At 35.0% G+C, this 19,957-nt stretch carries 23 protein-coding genes; 6 read left to right on the top strand and 17 right to left on the bottom strand.

The genetic code is table 11. The features are described from left to right. Position 1 precedes the first annotated feature (1 nt). From rplX to rpsL, 16 genes are all read right to left on the bottom strand, one after another. A complete protein-coding gene (gene rplX / locus IEV63_RS02190; protein ID WP_229737155.1) occupies positions 2 to 313 on the bottom strand; it encodes a 50S ribosomal protein L24 in 312 nt (103 codons plus the stop codon). 13 nt (positions 314 to 326) lie between these two features. Then, positions 327 to 695, bottom strand: a complete 369-nt coding sequence (rplN, locus tag IEV63_RS02185; RefSeq protein ID WP_188405116.1) for a 50S ribosomal protein L14 — start codon at positions 693 to 695, stop codon at positions 327 to 329. A 2-nt stretch (positions 696 to 697) separates the two neighbouring features. Next, positions 698 to 955 carry a 30S ribosomal protein S17 gene (rpsQ, locus tag IEV63_RS02180; protein ID WP_188405115.1) on the bottom strand — a complete coding sequence of 86 codons (258 nt, stop codon included), beginning with the start codon at positions 953 to 955 and terminating at the stop codon, positions 698 to 700. 11 nt (positions 956 to 966) lie between these two features. Beyond that, complete coding sequence (gene rpmC, locus IEV63_RS02175; protein WP_188405114.1) at positions 967 to 1,158, bottom strand: 50S ribosomal protein L29; 192 nt, start codon at positions 1,156 to 1,158, stop codon at positions 967 to 969. 11 nt (positions 1,159 to 1,169) lie between these two features. After that, entirely contained in the window at positions 1,170 to 1,589 is a 420-nt protein-coding gene (gene rplP / locus IEV63_RS02170) for a 50S ribosomal protein L16 (protein ID WP_188405113.1), read from the bottom strand. Between the two features lie 16 nt (positions 1,590 to 1,605). Then, the gene (gene rpsC, locus IEV63_RS02165; RefSeq protein ID WP_188405112.1) at positions 1,606 to 2,316 is read right to left on the bottom strand and encodes a 30S ribosomal protein S3; all 711 of its coding nucleotides are present in this window, start codon (positions 2,314 to 2,316) and stop codon (positions 1,606 to 1,608) included. Positions 2,317 to 2,324: 8 nt separating this feature from the next. Continuing rightward, positions 2,325 to 2,732 carry a 50S ribosomal protein L22 gene (rplV, locus tag IEV63_RS02160; protein ID WP_188405111.1) on the bottom strand — a complete coding sequence of 136 codons (408 nt, stop codon included), beginning with the start codon at positions 2,730 to 2,732 and terminating at the stop codon, positions 2,325 to 2,327. A 5-nt stretch (positions 2,733 to 2,737) separates the two neighbouring features. Continuing rightward, complete coding sequence (gene rpsS, locus IEV63_RS02155) at positions 2,738 to 3,016, bottom strand: 30S ribosomal protein S19 (RefSeq protein ID WP_188405110.1); 279 nt, start codon at positions 3,014 to 3,016, stop codon at positions 2,738 to 2,740. Positions 3,017 to 3,019: 3 nt separating this feature from the next. Next, positions 3,020 to 3,847, bottom strand: a complete 828-nt coding sequence (gene rplB, locus IEV63_RS02150; protein WP_188405109.1) for a 50S ribosomal protein L2 — start codon at positions 3,845 to 3,847, stop codon at positions 3,020 to 3,022. Between the two features lie 10 nt (positions 3,848 to 3,857). Continuing rightward, the gene (rplW, locus tag IEV63_RS02145; RefSeq protein WP_188405108.1) at positions 3,858 to 4,148 is read right to left on the bottom strand and encodes a 50S ribosomal protein L23; all 291 of its coding nucleotides are present in this window, start codon (positions 4,146 to 4,148) and stop codon (positions 3,858 to 3,860) included. Between the two features lie 2 nt (positions 4,149 to 4,150). Continuing rightward, positions 4,151 to 4,783, bottom strand: a complete 633-nt coding sequence (gene rplD, locus IEV63_RS02140) for a 50S ribosomal protein L4 (RefSeq protein WP_188405107.1) — start codon at positions 4,781 to 4,783, stop codon at positions 4,151 to 4,153. Continuing rightward, positions 4,783 to 5,400 carry a 50S ribosomal protein L3 gene (gene rplC / locus IEV63_RS02135; RefSeq protein ID WP_188405106.1) on the bottom strand — a complete coding sequence of 206 codons (618 nt, stop codon included), beginning with the start codon at positions 5,398 to 5,400 and terminating at the stop codon, positions 4,783 to 4,785. The genes rplD and rplC overlap by 1 nt, the downstream gene beginning before the upstream one ends. A gap of 78 nt (positions 5,401 to 5,478) precedes the next feature. Continuing rightward, the gene (rpsJ, locus tag IEV63_RS02130; protein ID WP_166400584.1) at positions 5,479 to 5,784 is read right to left on the bottom strand and encodes a 30S ribosomal protein S10; all 306 of its coding nucleotides are present in this window, start codon (positions 5,782 to 5,784) and stop codon (positions 5,479 to 5,481) included. 11 nt (positions 5,785 to 5,795) lie between these two features. Next, on the bottom strand, positions 5,796 to 7,907 hold the full coding sequence (gene fusA / locus IEV63_RS02125; protein ID WP_188405105.1) for an elongation factor G: 2,112 nt from the start codon (positions 7,905 to 7,907) through the stop codon (positions 5,796 to 5,798). A 3-nt stretch (positions 7,908 to 7,910) separates the two neighbouring features. Further along, positions 7,911 to 8,387 carry a 30S ribosomal protein S7 gene (gene rpsG, locus IEV63_RS02120; protein WP_188405104.1) on the bottom strand — a complete coding sequence of 159 codons (477 nt, stop codon included), beginning with the start codon at positions 8,385 to 8,387 and terminating at the stop codon, positions 7,911 to 7,913. Positions 8,388 to 8,412: 25 nt separating this feature from the next. Continuing rightward, positions 8,413 to 8,787 carry a 30S ribosomal protein S12 gene (gene rpsL / locus IEV63_RS02115; protein WP_166400581.1) on the bottom strand — a complete coding sequence of 125 codons (375 nt, stop codon included), beginning with the start codon at positions 8,785 to 8,787 and terminating at the stop codon, positions 8,413 to 8,415. 164 nt (positions 8,788 to 8,951) lie between these two features. On the opposite strand from rpsL, the gene IEV63_RS02110 reads away from it, so the two are divergent. The 6 genes from IEV63_RS02110 (at position 8,952) to rlmB (ending at position 19,010) form a co-directional block, all read left to right on the top strand. After that, positions 8,952 to 10,652, top strand: coding sequence for a BamA/TamA family outer membrane protein (locus IEV63_RS02110; RefSeq protein ID WP_188405103.1), 1,701 nt, complete (start codon positions 8,952 to 8,954; stop codon positions 10,650 to 10,652). A 119-nt stretch (positions 10,653 to 10,771) separates the two neighbouring features. Next, complete coding sequence (locus IEV63_RS02105) at positions 10,772 to 13,984, top strand: SusC/RagA family TonB-linked outer membrane protein (protein WP_188405102.1); 3,213 nt, start codon at positions 10,772 to 10,774, stop codon at positions 13,982 to 13,984. A gap of 11 nt (positions 13,985 to 13,995) precedes the next feature. Further along, complete coding sequence (locus IEV63_RS02100; RefSeq protein ID WP_188405101.1) at positions 13,996 to 15,522, top strand: RagB/SusD family nutrient uptake outer membrane protein; 1,527 nt, start codon at positions 13,996 to 13,998, stop codon at positions 15,520 to 15,522. Between the two features lie 26 nt (positions 15,523 to 15,548). Further along, entirely contained in the window at positions 15,549 to 16,256 is a 708-nt protein-coding gene (locus tag IEV63_RS02095; RefSeq protein ID WP_188405100.1) for a hypothetical protein, read from the top strand. Positions 16,257 to 16,328: 72 nt separating this feature from the next. Further along, complete coding sequence (locus IEV63_RS02090; protein ID WP_188405099.1) at positions 16,329 to 18,209, top strand: S8 family serine peptidase; 1,881 nt, start codon at positions 16,329 to 16,331, stop codon at positions 18,207 to 18,209. Positions 18,210 to 18,275: 66 nt separating this feature from the next. After that, positions 18,276 to 19,010, top strand: coding sequence for a 23S rRNA (guanosine(2251)-2'-O)-methyltransferase RlmB (rlmB, locus tag IEV63_RS02085; protein ID WP_188405098.1), 735 nt, complete (start codon positions 18,276 to 18,278; stop codon positions 19,008 to 19,010). Positions 19,011 to 19,185: 175 nt separating this feature from the next. Here rlmB and IEV63_RS02080 read toward each other — a convergent pair whose 3' ends face one another. Continuing rightward, positions 19,186 to 19,938, bottom strand: coding sequence for a rhomboid family intramembrane serine protease (locus tag IEV63_RS02080; RefSeq protein WP_188405097.1), 753 nt, complete (start codon positions 19,936 to 19,938; stop codon positions 19,186 to 19,188). Between the last annotated feature and the right edge of the window lie 19 nt (positions 19,939 to 19,957).

Here is a 19,957-nt window from a genome sequence, read left to right as displayed (position 1 = left end):
ATTAAATTACTTCATTAGATTTTTTAGAAACTCTTACTTTTTTACCATCTTCAAGCTTATAGCCTACTCTAGTAGTGTTACCATCTTTAGTAAGTAATGATAAATTTGAGATATGAATTGGAGCTTCCATTTCTTTGATACCACCTTGAGGGTTAGATGCGCTAGGCTTTTGATGCTTCTTTACAAGATTTACACCTTCAACAATAGCTTTGTCTTTATCTCTAAATATTTTTTGAACAGATCCTTGCTGACCTTTATGCTCACCAGCTAAAACCTGAACTTTATCACCTACTTTAATTTTAATTTTTTTCATCTTAAAAGTCGATTTAAAGCACTTCTGGTGCTAGTGAAACAATTTTCATAAATTGATTATCACGTAATTCTTTAGCTACTGGGCCAAAAACACGTGTTCCTCTCATTTCGCCTGTTGGATTCAACAACACACAGGCATTATCGTCAAAGCGTATGTAAGAGCCATCAGGTCTTCTTACTTCCTTATTTGTACGAACAATTACGGCAGTTGAAACTGCTCCTTTCTTAATGTTTCCATTAGGAGTTGCTTCTTTAACACTTACCACAACTTTATCACCAACTGAAGCATAACGCTTTTTTGTACCTCCCAATACACGAATAACCAAAACTTGTTTGGCACCTGTATTATCGGCTACTCTTAATCTTGATTCTTGCTGTACCATAATTATTTAGCTCTTTCTATTACGTCTACTAATCTCCAGCATTTATTTTTGCTTAGAGGTCTAGTTTCCATAATTCTTACAGTGTCACCTTCGTTACAAGTATTCTCTTCATCATGCGCTACATACTTTTTAGTTTTAAGTACGAACTTCCCATATTTAGGATGCTTGATTTTTTTAGTTTCAGAGACTACTATAGATTTTTGCATCTTGTTACTAGTAACAACACCGATACGTTCTTTTCTTAAGTTTCTTTTTTCCATTGTAAGTAGAATTATTGTAATTCTCTTTTTGTAATTTCTGTGTTGATACGTGCAATAGTTCTACGAACACTTCTTAATTGAGAAGGATTCTCTAAAGGACTAATAGCATGTGTCATTTTCAAAGAACTTAATTCTTTTGAAAAACTAGTAAGCTTTTCGTTAAGCTCTTGAACAGATAATTCTTTAATTTCAGATTGTTTCATAATTTATAAAATTATTCTTGATAATCTCTAGCAACAACAAATTTTGTTTTAACTGGTAATTTTTGGGCTGCTAAGCGTAAAGCTTCTTTAGCTAAAGCTAGGGGCACACCACCTATTTCAAAAATTATTCTACCAGGCTTAACAACAGCTGCGTAATACTCTACTGCACCTTTACCTTTACCCATTCGAACTTCGAGTGGTTTTTTAGTAATTGGTTTATCTGGAAAGATTTTGATCCAAAGAGATCCTTCTCTTTTCATATAACGAGTAGCAGCAATACGAGCGGCTTCAATTTGTCTTGCCGTTACAAAAGAAGAATCGAGTGACTTAATCCCGAAAGTACCGTTTGATAAACGATGACCTCTCTGAGATAATCCTTTCATTCTCCCCTTTTGTTGTTTACGATGCTTCGTTCTTTTAGGTTGTAACATTGTTTATAATTTAAAATTACTTTTTTCGACGTGGTTTTGTACGTCTACCTTTACCTTTATTGTCGGAGTTTGAAAGTCCAACGAGAGGAGAGAGCTCTCTTTTTCCGTAAACTTCACCTTTCATAATCCATACCTTAATACCCAATCTACCATAAGTAGTATGAGCTTCTACTAAAGCATAGTCAACGTCTGCTCTAAATGTAGATAACGGAATTCTACCATCTTTGTAAGATTCTACTCTAGCCATTTCTGCACCATTCAATCGTCCTGCAATTTGAATCTTAATTCCTTCTGCATTCATTCGCATGGTTGCGGCAATAGCCATTTTAATAGCTCTACGATAAGAAATCCTGTTTTCTACTTGGCGTGCCACACTGGAAGCAACCAAATGAGCATCAAGTTCTGGTCTTTTAATCTCGTAGATATTGACCTGAACTTCCTTATTCGTGATTTGTTTAAGCTCTTCTTTTAACTTGTCTACTTCCTGACCACCTTTCCCAATAATAATACCAGGTCGTGCGGTAGTAATAGTAACGGTTACAAGTTTAAGCGTACGCTCAATAATCACTCTTGAAACACTAGCTTTTGATAAACGAGCATGGATATACTTTCTTATCTTATCGTCTTCAGCTAGATTATTTCCATAATCTCTACCACCGTACCAGTTGGATTCCCAACCTTTAATGATACCTAATCTGTTTCCGATTGGATTTGTTTTTTGTCCCATAGTTTATCTTAGCTTTCAGTGTTATTTCTTTCCCCAAGAACTATAGTAACGTGATTAGATCTTTTTCTAATACGATGTGCTCTACCTTGAGGAGCTGGACGTAATCTTTTTAACATACTACCTCCATCTACTTTAATTTCTTTAATGTATAAATTAGCCTGTTCTACATCTTCACCTTCATTTTTGCTTTGCCAGTTTGCTATTGCAGATAGCAATAATTTCTCGACTCTTTTAGAAGCTTCTTTAGTACTGAACCGTAAAATCTGCATTGCAATTGCAACGTCTTTACCACGAACTAAATCTGCAACTAAACGCATTTTTCTAGGCGAAGTTGGACAGTTATTTAATTTAGCAAAAGCAACATCTTGCTTAGCTTCTTTCAATTTTTCTGCACTATTTCTCTTACGTACACCCATTGTTCTTATTTTTTACCTTTATTTTTAGCACCTTGATGCCCTCTAAAAGAACGAGTTGGTGAAAATTCTCCTAGTTTATGCCCTACCATATTTTCTGTTACAAAAACAGGAACAAATTGCTTCCCGTTATGCACACCGATGGTCTGACCAACAAAATCTGGAGTTATCATCGAAGCTCTGGACCAAGTCTTAATTACAGACTTTTTACCAGACTCTACATTCTGAGCTACTTTTCGCTCTAATTTATAATGAACAAAAGGTCCTTTTTTTAATGAACGTGCCATAGCTTATTTCTTTTTACGTTCTACAATATGTTTATTACTCGACTTTTTCTTGGATCTAGTTTTGAATCCTTTAGCAGGAATACCGTTTCTAGATCTTGGATGACCACCAGAAGCGCGACCTTCTCCACCACCCATTGGGTGATCGACTGGGTTCATTACTACTGGTCTAGTTCTTGGTCTTCTACCCAACCACCTGCTTCTACCAGCTTTACCTGATACTAACAGTTGATGGTCGCTATTAGACACTGCACCAATTGTAGCTATACAAGATGCCAGTATCATACGCGTTTCACCGGATGGCAACTTAATAGTGGCATATTTTCCATCACGCGCCATAAGTTGTGCAAATGTACCTGCAGAACGAGCCATAACAGCTCCTTGACCAGGTCGAAGTTCAACACATGAGATTATAGTACCAAAAGGAATATTAGATAATGGCATAGCATTACCGATTTCAGTACTTGCATTTTCTAAAGATGAAACAAGCTTGTCACCAACTTTTAAACCAGTTGGCGCAACTATGTAACGTTTTTCTCCATCATCGTAACGCAATAAAGCAATAAAAGCAGTCCTGTTAGGATCGTACTCTATGCTCAAAACTTCCGCCTGAACATCGTGCTTATCACGTTTAAAGTCAATAATTCTATACTTTCTTTTATGACCACCGCCTTTGTAGCGCATCGTCATTCTACCTTGGTTGTTTCTACCACCAGACTTCTTGATCGGAGCAAGCAAAGACTTCTCCGGCTTATCAGCTGTAATGGCGTCGAAACCATTTACAACTCTAAAACGCTGCCCAGGTGTTGTAGGTTTTAATTTTCTAACCGACATTTTTTAATTGTTAAAGATTACTATATAAATCTATTACATCTCCATCCGTCACTTTAATAATGGCTTTCTTGGTAAACTTTTTTCTACCAGAAATAACTCCAGTTTTCGTGAAACGGCTCTTCACCTTCGGATATACATTCATTGTTCTAACAGAATCTACTGTTACTCCATAAGCAGCTTCAACAGCTTCTTTGATTTGAATTTTATTTGACTTAACATCAACTTCAAACCAATATGTGTTTTTCAACTCACTATCAGCGGTTGCTTTCTCTGTAATTATAGGTTTTTGTAATACACTCATAACTATTGTTTCGTGAAATTAGATTCTAAACCCTTTAAAGCTGACTCAGAAAAAACGACTACATTAGAATTCATAATTCTATAAGTATTTAATTCTGAATTAGTTACGACATTGGACTTCTCCAAATTACGGGACGACAAATATACATTTTTATTTAATTCAGCCAAGACAAAGGTTGATTTTTTATTGATAAGCTCTAGATTATAAAGAACTTGTTTAAATTCCTTTGTTTTAGGGGTATCAAAATTAAAATCTTCCACAACAACAACAGCTTTCTGCTGAACCTTTTTTGAAAGTGCAGAAAAACGAGCTAATCGTTTTAACTTCTTGTTTAATTTAAAGTGATAATCTCTTGGTCTAGGACCAAAAACACGACCACCACCTTTAAATATTGGAGATTTAATACTACCTGCACGGGCTGTACCCGTTCCTTTTTGCTTCTTTATCTTACGTGTACTTCCTACAATATCTGCTCTTTCTTTTGCTGCATGCGTTCCTTGTCTTTTGTTGGCAAGGTGTTGCTTAACATCTAAGTAAATAGCGTGATTGTTAGGTTCTACACCAAAAACAGCACTCGGAAGTTCTACTTCTCTGCCTGTCTCTTTTCCGTTGATATCTAATACTGCTAACTTCATTACTTCTCGATGGTTACGTAAGCGTTCTTATGTCCAGGAACACAACCTTTTACAACTAAAAGATTCTTTTCTGGTACAACTTTAAACACTCTAAGGTTTTGTACTTTTACTCTTTCATTTCCCATTTGGCCTGCCATACGCATACCTTTGAAAACTCTTGAAGGATCTGATGCTGCACCGATAGAACCAGGAGCTCTTAAACGGTTATGCTGACCATGAGTAGCTTGACCTACACCACCGAAACCGTGTCTTTTTACAACACCTTGAAATCCTTTTCCTTTGGATGTTCCAACAACGTCAACAAATTCACCTTCTTTAAACAAATCTACGGTGATTGCATCACCTAAGTTGTACTCCGCATCAAAACCATCAAACTCAACGACTTTTCGTTTTACAGGAGTGCCCGCTTTTTTAAAGTGGCCTTGAGCCGCTAACGTAGCATTCTTGTCTGATTTGTCATCGAAACCAAGCTGAATGGCTTTGTAACCATCAACTTCATCGGTTCTGACTTGGGTAACAATACATGGACCAACTTCTAAAACGGTACAAGGTATATTCTTACCGTTCTCGTCGAAAATGCTGGTCATGCCTATTTTCTTTCCTATTAACCCAGACATAATTTATTTATTATTATTATTAAAAATTGAAAAAACAGGGCTTACTAAAAGCCCTGCTAAAATATACTGTATACTTAATTATACTTTTATCTCTACTTCTACACCACTTGGTAATTCAAGTTTCATCAACGCATCAATAGTTTTTGAAGATGAACTATAAATATCTAAAAGACGTTTAAAAGAGTTCAACTCAAACTGTTCGCGTGATTTTTTATTTACGTGAGGAGAACGCAATACGGTAAAGATTTTCTTCTTAGTAGGTAGTGGAATTGGTCCAGTAACTACAGCACCCGTAGTTTTCACGGTCTTCACGATTTTTTCAGCAGATTTGTCTACCAAATTGTGGTCGTAAGATTTTAATTTTATTCTTATTTTTTGACTCATGATAAGTTCTATTACTCGTTAGTAGTTCCTTTAGCCGCAGCGATTACTTGTTCTGATATATTTGATGGAGTCTCTTCGTAGTGAGAAAATTCCATGGTTGATGTAGCTCTACCTGAAGACAAAGTTCTTAAGGTGGTAACGTATCCAAACATTTCCGATAAAGGTACAATAGCCTTTATTACTTTAGCACCTGATCGGTCTGACATGTCGTTAACTTGACCACGTCTTCTGTTTAAATCTCCAACGATATCACCCATGTTTTCTTCTGGGGTTACTACTTCAACTTTCATCATCGGTTCTAATACTACAGCCCCTGCTTTCTTAGCAGCCGATTTATAACCTAGTTTAGCTGCAAGCTCGAAAGACAATTGGTCTGAATCTACCGCGTGAAAAGAACCATCTTTTAAGGTTACTTTAAGCGTGTCCATATTAAAACCAGCCAGTGGCCCGTTTTTCATAGCTTGAGTAAATCCAGCTTGTACAGCAGGAATAAATTCTTTAGGAATTCTTCCTCCTTTAATTTTATCTTCGAATTGCAATCCTGAACCTTCAAAATCATCATCAACAGGACCTAAATCAAATACAATATCGGCGAACTTACCACGACCACCAGATTGTTTTTTATAAACTTCTCTGTGTTCAGCTAGTTTTTTAACTGCTTCTTTATATTCTACTTGTGGTTCACCAACATTAACTTCAACCTTAAATTCGCGTTTCATACGATCAATTAAGATATCTAAATGAAGCTCACCCATACCTGAAATTACAGTTTGTCCTGATGCTTCATCTGTTTTAACAACGAAAGTTGGATCTTCTTCAGCTAATTTAGCTAAGGCATTACCCATCTTTTCAACATCTGCTTTAGTTTTAGGCTCAACCGCAATACCAATAACTGGTGCAGGGAAAGTCATAGATTCTAAAACGATAGGATTATTCATATCAGTTAAAGTATCACCAGTTTTAATGTCTTTAAAACCAACAGCTGCTCCAATATCTCCAGCTTCAATAAAGTCAATAGGCTCTTGTTTATTAGAATGCATTTGATACATTCTAGAGATACGTTCTTTTTTACCAGAACGATTATTCAACACATAAGAACCTGCTTCTAATCTACCAGAATAAGCTCTAAAAAAAGCTAAACGCCCAACAAAAGGATCGGTAGCAATTTTAAAAGCTAAAGCTGAAAATGGTGAATCAACGTGTGGTTTTCTAGTTTCCACCTCGCCAGTTTCAGGATTCTCACCTTCAATAGCTTCAACATCTACTGGAGAAGGCAAGTAGCGCATCACAGCATCTAACATAGCTTGAACTCCTTTGTTTTTAAATGCTGAACCACACATCATAGGAATAATAGACATATCGATTGTTGCTGCACGTAAAGCTGCAATAATTTCGTCTTCGGTAATAGAATCTTCATCTTCGAAGAACTTTTCCATTAACTCTTCGTCGTATTCTGCAACAGCTTCAACTAACTCAGTTCTATATTTAGTAACTTCTTCTTTCAATTCTTCAGGAATATCGATTTCTTCATAGGTCATCCCCATGTCATCTTCATTCCATATAATTGCTTTTTTAGAAATTAAGTCAACCACACCTTTAAAGTCAATTTCATCTCCAATTGGAACTTGCAAAGGAACCGGGTTTCCGCCTAACATTTCTCTAACTTGTTTGCAAACATTGAAAAAGTTAGCACCTTGACGATCCATCTTATTAACAAAACCTAGACGTGGTACCCTATACTTATCAGCTTGTCTCCAAACCGTTTCAGATTGAGGCTCAACACCATCCACAGCACTAAACAATGCAACTACACCATCTAACACACGCAACGAACGTTCAACTTCTACTGTAAAGTCAACGTGACCAGGTGTATCAATAATGTTTACAATATATTCATCATCGCGATAAGGCCATGTACAGTGCGTAGCAGCAGATGTTATGGTAATACCACGTTCTTGCTCCTGCTCCATCCAGTCCATAGTAGCTGCGCCATCGTGAACTTCACCAATCTTATGACTAATTCCAGTATAATAAAGTATACGTTCGGTAGTCGTAGTTTTACCAGCATCAATGTGAGCTGCAATACCTATATTTCTAGTAAATTTTAAATCTCTTTGTGCCATTATTTAGAATCTAAAGTGTGAAAATGCTTTATTAGCTTCCGCCATTCTATGCGTATCTACACGTTTCTTAACGGCTGCACCTTCTTCTTTGGCAGCTGCAAGAATTTCAGCAGCCAATTTAGCCGCCATAGATTTTTCATTTCTTTTTCTAGAAAAACTAATTAACCACTTCATAGCGGTTGAAATTTTTCGATCAGGACGAATAGGAGATGGTATTTGAAATGTAGCTCCACCAACTCTACGGCTTCTTACTTCAACGTGAGGCATTACATTTGATAATGCTTCTTTCCAAACTTCTAAAGCTGATTTCTCTTCGTCTTGTTTTTTTTCGTCTACGATGTCTATAGCATCATAAAAAATCTTAAAAGCGATAGACTTTTTCCCATCCCACATTAACATATTAACAAATCGGGTTACCAATTGGTCGTTAAATTTAGGATCCGGAAGAATAGGTCTTACTTTTGCCTGTCTTTTTCTCATTTCTTGTCTTTAAACAGTTTTCAACTTATTTTTTTGGACGTTTTGCCCCGTATTTTGATCTACGTTGCAATCTTCCTTCTACACCAGCAGTATCTAAAGCACCGCGAACGATGTGATACCTTACCCCTGGTAAGTCTTTTACTCTCCCGCCTCTAACTAATACTATCGAGTGCTCTTGAAGATTGTGTCCTTCTCCTGGAATGTATGCATTTACCTCCTTACCATTTGTTAACCTAACACGAGCAACTTTACGCATTGCTGAATTTGGTTTTTTAGGCGTAGTGGTGTAAACACGAGTACAAACTCCACGTCGTTGAGGACAAGAATCTAAGGCAGCCGATTTACTCTTCTTAGTTATAGTACGTCTTCCTTTTCTTACTAATTGTGAAATTGTTGGCATATTATACTACAATATTAAATAAATGTTTTTATCCCAATTTTTTGGGTTTGCAAATGTAGAAATATAATTTTATGAAACAAAGGATAATTAATTAATTTTCAAACTACTCTGATAAAACAAAATATTATGCTTGTTTTGTAGTTCTAGAAACTCATATTTATTGAATGATTTATTGCCGACAGCTTCTTATTCATTATTGCATTATTGCTGCCCTAGGTACATTTTTAGCAAATGCGCAAGAAGATGCAAATATTCGCCTTGAAATAAATACCTTAGACAAAATTAATAATAAATATATTGAAGAGTTTTCTTTTAAAACAGAATTCAAAAACACCAAAGCGCTTAGCGACTACACGTACAACTTAGTTGCAACACTGAAAGAGCAGGGATTTATATTTGCGGAAGTTCATTCTTTGGAAGAAATAAAAAATAACGTCTACCAAGCAAATTTAAAGCTGAATAAAAGATACAAAGGAATTAAAATCAGAAAAAATACAGATTCGTTTATATTTAAGAAAACGGAATTCCCCGAAAAAGAAGGACACCTATACATGTCCTTTACAGAATTTAAAGAATTCGCCAAACAAGCTTTAGAAATTTTAAACAAACAAGGTAGACCGTTTGATCAATTTAAACTTACAAATCTAAAGGAAGCTGAAAATGGATATATTACAGCAGAAATCGAGTTCAAGCAAAACAAAAAAAGAACAATCGATAAAATCATTATTAAAGGTTACGAAAAATTCCCAATTGCTTTTGCAAAATATAAATTAGGCTACAGAGAAGGGAGCGTATTTGATTTAGAAAAAATTAGAGATAAAAACAAAAACTTCGAAAATCTTGCATTTGCATCGAGCGTAAAAGATCCAGAAGTACAATTCACAACAGACTCAACTAAAATTTTTCTCTACACACAAAGAAACAATGCAAACACTTTTGATGGCTTTATTGGGTTTAATAGCACCGAAGAAACTTCATTAGAACTGAATGGGTATATAAACTTAACACTGATCAACAACCTTCACCTTGGGGAATCCTTAGCAATCGAGTACAAAAACGACGGAAGAGAACAGCAACGTTTTAATGCAAACTTAAATTTAGCTTACATATTTAATAGCCCCGTGAGCTTGGAAGCTGGATTACAAATCTTCAGAAAAGACTCAACATTTTCAAACAGCATGCAATTTGTGGGTCTCAATTATCAAATTAATCCACTATTAAGTATTGGAACAGAAGCAGATTTTACGCAATCTAGCATCTTACTAAACAACTCGTTAAATTCAACAGCTAATGGTAGCGACTTTACTTCAGTTTTTTATGGTGCAAAAATAAATTATTCAAAACAAGATAACATCACTGGAAATTTTTTCAATGAAAAAAAAATCACTTTAACTGCATCAAGTGGCAAACGTTCTTCAGAAACAAATGACAACCAATTAAGAATAAAGCTGAACTCAACCTACGATTTACTATTAACCAAAAAATTAGTTTTACACACAAAAACACAAATAGCCTGGCTTAGATCATCTACTTATTACGACAATGAATTATTTCGATTCGGAGGCATAAACAATATCAGGGGTTTTGAAGAGAATAGCATAGTAGCTTCGACATTTGGCAGTTTAAGCACAGAGTTGCGATACTTTTTGAGTTCAAGCTTATATGCAAACTCTGTTTTCGATTATGGCTATTTCGAAAATGAACGAGAAAGAATAGGTGAAAATCTGTTTAGTTTTGGTTTTGGATTGGGAATTGAAACTCAAGCTGGAGTTTTAAGGCTTATTTTCGCTAACGGAACATCAAAAACACAAGATTTTTCATTCGAAAATACGCAAGTTCATCTTAGTTTAAGCAGTTTTTTTTGATATAATATTGCCAAAATGTTAAGATTTAACAAGTTTATGTAAAATAAAAAGAAAAAAAAGTTGTGTAATTAACTTTTAATTTTGACTTTTGGCGTTGGCTAATTCAAATAAATAACAAAATGAGAACAAAGTTTAGTTTTATTCTAACACTATTACTAGTGTTTTTGGTGCAAATAACTTTTGCGCAACAAAAAACGGTTAGTGGTACAGTTTCAGACAATGCTAACATTCCTCTACCTGGAGTGAGTGTTAAAGTGAAAGGAACAGACCGCGGAACCGAAACAGATTTTAATGGAGAGTATGCTATTCAAGCATCTCCGAGTGATGTTTTAGAATTTAGTTACATCGGCTTCAAAACAGTTGAAGCAACAGTAGCTAACAAATCTAACATCAGCGTATCCTTAGAACCATCTGCCGAAGAACTTGGCGAAGTGCTGGTTGTAGGTTATGGTACAGCGACTAAAGAATCTTTTACAGGAACAGCAAAAACTGTATCTGGAGAAACTTTATCTAACAAAAACTTCTCTAACGTATCGCAAGCACTTGCTGGTGAAGCTGCAGGGGTAAATGTTATTAATACTTCTGGGCAACCAGGTACGACATCGCAAGTACGTATTCGTGGTTTTGGGTCAGTAAATGGTAACCGTGCTCCATTATACGTAGTAGATGGTGTTCCATTCTCAGGAAGCATTAACTCAATTAACCCAAGTGATATTAAAAGTACTACTATTTTAAAAGATGCAACTGCTACAGCTATTTATGGTTCTCGTGGTGCAAATGGTGTTATTTTAATTGAAACTAAAGGTGGTGTATCTGGTGAAGACTACATTGAAGTAGACTTAAGAAGTGGTATCAACTCTCAGGTAATACCTAGATATGATGTTATGAAATCACCAGAAGAGTATGTTGGTGCAGTATGGGAAGGATTGTACAATAGAGCAGTTGCTGAAGGATTTAATGAAGGTTTAGCAATTAACCGTGCTAATCAAAATTTATTTTCAGCTAATGTAATCCCTGCTGGATACAACATGTGGGATACCAATGATGTAAGTCAACTAATTGACCCTGCTACTAGCATGGTTAGAGATGGTGTTCAAAGAAGATTTACACCAGAACGTTACGCAGATGTTGGTTTTAGTACTTCTGTAAGAAACGAAGCTAACCTAAGAATGGGTGGTGGAAATGAAAGAACAAGATACTTTGTATCGGCAGGTTTATTAGATGACGAGGGTTATGCTATAAACACAGGCTATAAACGTTATACAACAAGAGCAAACGTTCAATCTAAAGTAAAAGATTGGTTAGACCTAAGTGCAAATATCGGTTATGCATACTCAGAAACTGTAGCCAACGGACAAACAGATGGTGCAGAAAACTTATTTGAATTTGCAGACAAGATGGCGCCTATTTTCCCAGTATATTTAAGAGATGATGATGGTGTTTTAGTTCCTGATCCAATATACGGTGGAAACCAATTTGATTATGGATCTCCTTCTGGATTTAGAGCAAGACCAAACGCTAACTTATTGAACCCTATCGGAGCTGCTTTATTAGATTTCAATGGAAACGATAGACATGAGATGAATGGTTCTTTTAGATTAGATGTGAAAATTACTGATTATTTGAAGTTTGAAACCAGTTTTGGAGCACAGTACAGTAATACTACACAAAGAAATGCTAGAAACCCATTCTACGGAACAGCTGCAGAGCAAGGTGGAGACATTACTCTTTCTAATCAAGAGCGTTTAACAACTAATGCATTGCAATTATTAAGATTCAACAAAAAATTTGGAGACCACTCTGTTGAAGCATTAGTAGCTCACGAGTCTAATACATTCGATTTTAATATCCATTCATCAAGAAAGGCCTTAGCGGTAATTCCTGGTTTATACGAATTAAATAACTATTTAGAGAACTTAAGACAACCATTCGGTTATAATTCAAGAAGAACATTAGAGTCTTATTTTGGACAAGTTAATTATAATTACGACGGAAAGTATTTCTTCTCAGGAAGTGTTCGTAGAGACGGCTCGTCGAGATTTGCTAACGACAAATGGGATACATTTGGTTCAGTTGGTGCGTCTTGGGTTATGACCAAAGAAGACTTTTTATTCGATAATAACATAGTTAATTTCTTGAAATTAAAAACATCTTGGGGTATTACTGGAGATGAAAATGGTGTAGGATTCTACACTGGTATAGATACTTTCAATCCGTTAAATTTAGGTGGTAATTTCGCATTCTCTATTAGAGAAGCTCAAGATCCAAACCTTACATGGGAAACAGCTTATATGTATCAATTTGGAGCGGAATCTACATTATTTGACTTTTTGGATGTAAACTTAGATTATTACATAAAAGATACCCAAAACTTAATCTTCGCTCGTAGATTACCTCCTTCAACAGGGATTCCTGGAGCGCAAGTTACTACTAACGATGGTGTATTAAGAAACCAAGGTTTTGAATTTGACATCAATGCAAGAATCGTTGAAACCCAAGATTGGGGATTAAGCGTAAGTGTAAATGGTGAAACTTTCAATAACGAATTAACAACTATGCCAATCGACCCTTCAACTGGTGAGGAAGCAATTCTTACAAGAAATGGTAGATTTGGTTACGCAGAAGGTTCTTCAATATTTGAATATTACATGAGAGAATATGCAGGGGTTGATCCAGCAGATGGTGCACCAATGTGGTATCAATATGTAAACACAAATAATGGAGATGTTATACAAACTATGACTCCATATTTAAATGAAAATCCTGATGCAGTTGTAGAACGTAGAATTACAAAAACATATTCAGAAGCAACTGATAAATTTGTTGGAAAATCAGCAATCCCAGATCTAAGAGGAGCATTTAGAATTAATGCACGTTATAAAAACTTCATGCTTTCTACTCAGTTTACATACCAAATTGGTGGTTACGGATATGATAGCCAATATTCAGAGTTAATGACTGACCGTTTTGGAGCAGCAGGAAATAACTTCCATACTGATATTAGAAACAGATGGAGACAACCTGGTGATATTACTAGTGTACCAAGATTAGCCGATGCATTAGATGCAAACGCTTCATCTTTATCTACAAGGTTTTTAACAAAAACAGATTTCTTTGCTTTTAATAACTTCATGATTGGTTATGATTTTCCTAAAGATTTGATTAACAGCGTTGGAGTAAGCAATTTAAATGTATATTTGACAGGAGATAATTTATTTATGTCGAGTGTAAGAGAAGGGTTTTTACCTAATACTAGCCAAAGTGGTTTATCTGGTAGAGGGTTTTATGCTCCTTTAACTACATTCACATTAGGTGTTAATTGCAAATTTTAAAAAAAATGAAAATGAAAAAACAAATTAAAATTGGAATCCTAACAATGCTATTTATAGGATTGTATGGGTGTGAGAGTGACTTTTTAGATGAGCAACCATCACAGTTTTTAAACATTCAGCAACTTGAGGAAGCTGCCGAAGTAAACCCTGCTATTGCAGTTGGATTTGTTGATGGTATTTACGCTTATATGGTCGAAACATTTGCTGGAAGAGGAAATGGAAGACATGATGACTTCGGACACAAATCTCATGACTTATACTCAGATTTATTGAGTAGTGATATGGCACTTTCTGTAAGTACTTTTGGTTGGTATAGAGCTGGAATAACCGAATATCAATCTACACAAGATTTTACATTCGGTGAAAATCTTCAAGTATGGTCTTTTTACTATACGATTATTCGTTCAGCTAACACAGTGATAGCAATTCAAGGTGGTGCAGACAATGTTCCTGAACTTGAAATCAATCAACATATTTTAGGTCAAGCACTTGCACTTAGAGCATTTGCATACTACAATTTACACCTATACTATGCTAATGATTACAATCCAAATGATGAAGTATTACCACTTTATGATGCTGCGATTGGAATAGGTCTACCGAGATCAACTACAAGTGAAGTTTATGCTTTAATGGAAGAAGATTTAAACAAAGCAATCGATTTACTTGAAACTTTCCAAAGAAGCGGAAAAGCACAAATCAATAAAACTGTTGCTAAAGGAATCCTAGCTTATGTAATTGCATCAACAAGAGAAACGTCAAGAATGCAAGAGGTTGCAAACTTAACTTCAGAAGTGATGTCAGAAAGTGGAGCTTCTCTTATGAATCAAGGTGAAGTACTAGGTGGTTTCAACGATGTAAATACACCTGGCTGGTTATGGGGTATCGATATTAATGAAGATTTAAACATCGGATTAGTTTCTTGGTGGGGACAGGTTGATCATTTTTCTTATAGTTATGCATGGGCTGGAGATTTTAAAACGATTGATAGTAATTTGTTTGATCAAATCCCAAATGATGATATTAGAAAATTACAATTTAAATTTTCTGGACACCCACAAGAAAATCAGGGTACTAATGCTTCAATTTTCCCATTACAACCTTTCTATAAGTTTTACGACTCTGGGAGAGTAATCGGTGGAGCATCGCAAGTCGTTTCAGCTGATTATGTGTACATGCGGTATGCAGAAATGTTATTGTTAAATGCTGAAGCAAATGCTAAAGCAGGAAACACCGGAGCTGCTCAACAATCTTTATTCAGTTTAATGAGCCAAAGAGTACCTGATGCATCTTACGTAAATACACTTTCAGGACAAGACCTATTAGATGAAATATTCTTACAAACAAGAATTGAGTTGTGGGGAGAAGGAAAGACTTATCAGGCAATTAAAAGAAATCAACGAAATGCTGAAAGATTGGGTACTAATCACCTATCATTTCAAGGTGAAATTATACCTCACAACGATAATCGTATGACTTTCCAAATTCCAGAAAGAGAAATACAAGATAATCCAGAAATTAACACTCAAAATCCATAATGATAATGAAACGTATAAAACAAATTTTGGTCATATTGGGCGTAGTTGCTTTTGTAAGCAGTTGTTCTCAAGATGAGATTACAGCGAAAGGCTATGTAACTTTTGATGTTAATAACACAAATATCCAAGTAAGTGCTGACGGTACTGGCAGCGCGACAGTAAATATTTATTCGTCTAATAATGTTTCTGGTGATTTGATGTTAGATGTTAATGTAGTTGCTGAAGGAACAAATATTGATGAATCAAATTATCAATTAGCTCCTACAGCTATGATACCAGCTGGAACAAATAAAGGTGAGTTCGAGATCAGTTTTAATGGACTTGATTTAAGCTCTAATCCACAGATTACGCTAAGTTTTGGCGAATCAGTGAATGGGTTAACCTTTAGTGAGCCGACAACTTTTACGGTTGTTGAAGAGTGTCCAGGTACAGAAGGATTTATTCTAATAACTTTTGATGATTACTCAGAAGAAACTTCATGGGAAATTTACCAACAAGGATCAAATACTCCATTGTTTAGCAATTCTTATGGTGCAGGATTAGACGGAACAAATGAAAGTATATGTTTTACAGAACCAGGTGAATATTTGTTCATAATTTATGATGCATTTGGTGATGGTATTTGCTGCGATTTTGGCGAAGGATCATTCCAATTAATTTTGGGTGATGGAACATTAGCTGCTGATGGTGGCAATTTTGGAGATTCAGAATCCTTTGAATTTACAGTTCAATAACTGTAAAAATATATTTAACATAAAACCTGACATTTATAATGTCAGGTTTTTTTATTTTTGATAAAAAAATTCATGAAAAAAATGAAAGACTATTTAGTTGCTATAATTTTTCTAGCCGTAAGCATTTCTAGTTTTGGACAAACTGACAAAGAAGAAATTAAAAGAGAAATCGATAAAATCGTACAAGAAAGGGAACAAAGAGTAAAAACATTTCTAAGTTTAAATGATGTTCCTGAAACAATTGTAAGTGAAAATACTATACATCAAATTTATGATGTACTAAAGGGAAAGCCAATATATATATCTACAGATAATACAACAGCAGCAGCAAATACAAAAACAGTTGCTCTACAACCCGGAGGGAGTTTAAATCTAAACCTTGAAGGTGAAAATATGGATGTTGGAATATGGGAAGTAGGTGGTACAACAAGAACTACTCATGTTGAATTCATGGATGGTGCCAATAGCAGAATATCTTTACCAGATAACAATTCAAATTCCACCTTTCATTCTACACATGTTACAGGCACAATAGGTGCTAGCGGTGTAAATGCAGATGCACGTGGTATGGCTTCTAAATCTAATTTATTAGTATATGATGTAAATAATGTGGAAACAGAAGCGCAAACTGCTGCTAACGATGATAATTTTTTAATCTCTAACCATTCATATGGAATAGCTGTAGAGCAAGAAAATGGAGAGACAATAGATGCCTGGTTTATGGGAGCTTATAATAATGGAGCAAGGAGCTGGGATTTAATAGCTAACGCTGCACCTTATCATTTGGCAGTTTTCGCGGCTGGAAATAGCGGAAACCAAGAATATGAAGGAGGATTAGCACCTAATTACGACAAATTAACATCAGATAAAAATGCAAAAAACAATTTAGTAGTAGCCAATGTAGCAAGCGTAACTTACTTTGGAGATCTAGTAATTTCAAATATTAATAATTCAAGTAGTCGCGGACCCTCAGATGATGGAAGAATAAAGCCAGACATTGGAGGTATGGGTACAAATATATTTTCTACAGCAGCAAGTTCCAACGATTCTTATGGTACTGCTACTGGGACATCTATGGCATCACCAGGTGTAGCAGGAAGTTTGCTATTATTACAAGAATTATACAATAATGAATTCGGTATCTATTTGAAATCTCACACATTAAAAGCATTGGCGCTAAATACTGCTTCTGATGCAGGTAATGTAGGCCCAGATGCGACCTATGGGTGGGGTATTCTTAACACAGAAAAGGCAGCAACTACTATATTAAATAAAGATATAGAAAGCTCAATAATTAGCGAACAAGAATTGACGCAAAGCGAAAGTTTAAGTTTTGAAGTTACCGCATCTGGAAACGAAGATTTAAAAATCATGATCGGCTGGAACGACCCAGCTGGAACTTCTGTAAATAATTTACTAAACTCTCCTACCCCAAAATTGGTTAATGATCTCGACTTGAGAATTACATTAAATGGTGAAACTTTTCTACCATGGAAATTACAACTTACTGATGTAACAGCACCAGCAATAAAAGGAGACAATATTGTTGATAATTACGAACAAGTTATTGTAAGCAGCCCAGTTGCTGGCGCAATATATACAGTTGAAATTACACATAAAGGAAACTTAGCTAATAATAGTCAAGAATATGCAATTATTGGTACAGGTATTACAGCTACTACATTGAGTAGTGATAAATTTGAAAAACAAGTAGGCTTAAGTTTATGGCCAAACCCTGCTTCTAATCAAGTAAACCTAAGCTTTGAAGAAAATATAAGTGGTAAAGCTAAAGCTGAAGTATTTGATGTAACGGGTAGAATGGTTTACAAAGAAGAAATCCTTCAATTAAGTAAAAACTACTCCTTTGATATAAGTAATTTAAATCAAGGAACCTATGTTTTAAAGTTAGAAACAAACGAAGGTTTAATCACTAAAAGATTTATAAAAAAATAAATCTTTTAGTAATATTTAATCAAATACCCTGCATACATTTGCAGGGTATTTTTTTTACACAAAACCATGGAAAAAGAAGAAATAATATACGGAGCTCATAGCGTAATTGAAGCACTTAAAAATGAAAAAGCGATTGAGAAAATTTTACTCAATAAAGGACAACGCAATGAATTTTATGAAGAAATTAACCAGCTAGCCAAAAAACAACAAGTAAAAATCAGTTTTGTTCCACAAGTAAAATTCAAAAAATACGAACATTTAAATCATCAAGAAATAATTGCTTTTGTATCTCCTATAGAATTTTTAGATTTTGAAAAAACAATAGAAGATATTTTAACCAAAAAAGATAATCCGCTATTTTTAGTGTTAGATGGGGTTACTGATGTGCGAAATTTAGGCTCCATAATCCGTACGGCTGAATGTACAGGCGTAGATGCCATTATCCTTCCTAAAAATAACTCGGCAGGTGTAAATAAAGACACCGTAAAAACTTCAGCTGGTGCCATATATAACATTCCCATCTGTAAAGTTGACCATGTTCACGATGCCTTATTCTATTTTCAATCTAGCGGTATACAGCTAATTGCTGCAACTGAAAAAACCGAAAACTATATTTATAGCCAAGAAATCAGCTCAAAACTTGCTTTAATCATGGGTGATGAAAATAAGGGAATTAGCTCATCAACTCTTAAACAAGTTGATTTGAAGGTTAAACTACCCTTATTAGGCAACATAGAATCGTTAAACGTAAGTGTTGCTTGTGGAGCTCTCTTATATGAAATTGTAAGAAGGAGAATCTAGGATGTAGGATTTATAACTTCTAAATGATGATTTGAGATTTCTGGATTTGAGAATGGTGATTTGAGAATTTGCTACAACATCAAACTAAACTAATAAAAGTACTTGGTTTAATTTAGATGAAGTTTTCGACTTGGATACATTAGCTTGTACTATCACTGAAGCTTAAAGCAAAAATCTATTTCTTATGCTTTATTGTATATTCAACTTGAACATCTTCTGTACAACTTAGCGTATGATTAGGTAAATCGTCACTTTTATCTTCCAAATCGCTTGCAGGAATAAAGTTTCCATGGGCATCAAATTGTGCAAGAAAAGCATCTTTTGTTTCTTCATAATTTGGTTTTTCCCATTCATAGGTTGTAACGGAAGTAGCTGGTGGTTTATAAATCAACGCAAGTAAAAGTCCAACTAACATACCCGATAAATGTCCTTCCCAAGAAATATGCTCTTTTTGGGGAAAAATACCCCAAACCATACTCCCATATAAAAAAACTACAATTAAAGATAAGGCAATCAATCTAAAATTTCTAGACCAAATCCCCTTAAAAAAAAGAAAAGATGTTAATAAATAAACTATTCCACTTGCTCCAATATGGTAAGACTCTCTTCCAATAATCCAAGTTAAAATTCCCGTTCCTACAAAACCCCAAAATAAAATTTTAAAACGAATATTTTTATAAAAGTAAAAAAGAGCAGAGAGCAGCACAAAAAGGGGAATGCTATTGTTGTATAAATGCTCTACACCAGAATGAATAAATGGACTAAATAAAACACCTCGTAAGCCGATAAAGCTTCTTGGCCTAACACCATAGTCATTAAAATTTAGTGCAAAACGGAGTTCTACCCAATACACAAACCACAAACTAAAAACCAGCAAGAAGGGTAATAAGATAACATCAAAAAAATCAAAATGAGCCTTTACTTTCATAGTTTATTATATTCAAAAA

The sequence above is a fragment of the Psychroflexus salis genome, from assembly GCF_014640175.1.
Classification (GTDB): Bacteria; Bacteroidota; Bacteroidia; order Flavobacteriales; family Flavobacteriaceae; genus Psychroflexus; species Psychroflexus salis.
The sequence above is the reverse complement of the archived record's forward strand: the minus strand, read 5'-3'. Positions and strand labels throughout refer to the sequence as shown.